Annotated in this window: 3 protein-coding genes; all 3 read left to right on the plus strand. The window is 73.6% G+C overall.

Going from position 1 to position 1,016, the window contains the following annotated elements:
• The first annotated feature begins 75 nt into the window (after positions 1 to 75).
• Entirely contained in the window at positions 76 to 261 is a 186-nt protein-coding gene (locus tag ABTZ89_RS38860) for a hypothetical protein (protein WP_351054511.1), read from the plus strand.
• The gene (locus ABTZ89_RS38865) at positions 258 to 710 is read left to right on the plus strand and encodes a PTS sugar transporter subunit IIA (RefSeq protein WP_270954595.1); all 453 of its coding nucleotides are present in this window, start codon (positions 258 to 260) and stop codon (positions 708 to 710) included. The genes ABTZ89_RS38860 and ABTZ89_RS38865 overlap by 4 nt, the downstream gene beginning before the upstream one ends.
• The coding region (locus tag ABTZ89_RS38870) for a PTS fructose transporter subunit IIB (protein WP_351054513.1) at positions 707 to 1,016 on the plus strand (310 nt) is incomplete at its 3' end. The genes ABTZ89_RS38865 and ABTZ89_RS38870, both read left to right, overlap by 4 nt.

Genomic DNA, 1,016 nt, shown 5'->3' on the forward strand with positions numbered 1-1,016 from the left:
GTCGCCGCCTCCGGCACCTGGCACGCCACCAGCGAGGTGCCGGAGGTGCGCAGCACCGTCGGCGCATGAGACGCGATGCTCGCCGGCTTCTTGCGGGCGGGTGGCAGCGGCCTCGACGCGTTGCGCGTCGCGGTCGCCTACGGCGGGGCGGCGGTCGGCTTGGCCGGAAGCCGGATGCCCGCACCGGACGACGTCCACCCGCAGTCGGTGCGGGTGGGCGCAGTGGACAAATCAGTGAGCCTCAGCGGAGTGGCGGCATGACTACCGAACTGATCACCCCCGAACTCGTCGACCTGGACCTGGCCGGCACCGACCGGAAGGCCGTGGTGCGCGGTCTGGCCGAGCGGCTGGCCGCCGCCGGGCGCGTCACCGACGTCGAGCAGTTCCTGGCCGACATCGAAGCCCGCGAGCAGCAGATGCCGACCGGCCTGGAGGGCGGCATCGGCATCCCGCACTGCCGCTCCGCGGCGGTGACCGCGCCGACGCTGGCCTTCGGGCGCAGCGCGACCGGGGTCGACTTCGGCGCCGAGGACGGTCCGGCGGACCTCATCTTCCTGATCGCCGCCCCGGAAGGCGGCGGTTCCGACCACATGACGGTGCTCGCCGCGCTGGCCCGGCGCCTGGTGCGCGCGGAGTTCAAGCAGAACCTGCGCGAGGCCACCGACGCCGCGAAGCTCGCCGAGTACGTGCGCGGGGAGGTCGCGCCATGAAGTACGTGGCAGTCACCGCGTGCCCGACGGGCATCGCGCACACCTACATGGCGGCCGAAGCCCTGGAGCAGGCGGCCAAGGACGCCGGGCACGAGATGCTGGTGGAAACCCAGGGTTCGGCCGGTTCCACCCCGCTGTCCACATCGGACGTCGACGCGGCGGACGCGGTGATCCTGGCCGCCGACGTGGGCGTGCGCGACCGGGACCGCTTCGCAGGCAAGCCGGTCGTGGAGGTCTCGGTCAAGCAGGCGATCAACGACGCGGCCGGGCTCCTGCAGCGCGCCGCGGACGCCGCCGCGCAGCAGC

The sequence above is a fragment of the Saccharopolyspora sp. NPDC002686 genome (assembly GCF_040295745.1).
Classification (GTDB): Bacteria; Actinomycetota; Actinomycetes; order Mycobacteriales; family Pseudonocardiaceae; genus Saccharopolyspora; species Saccharopolyspora oryzae.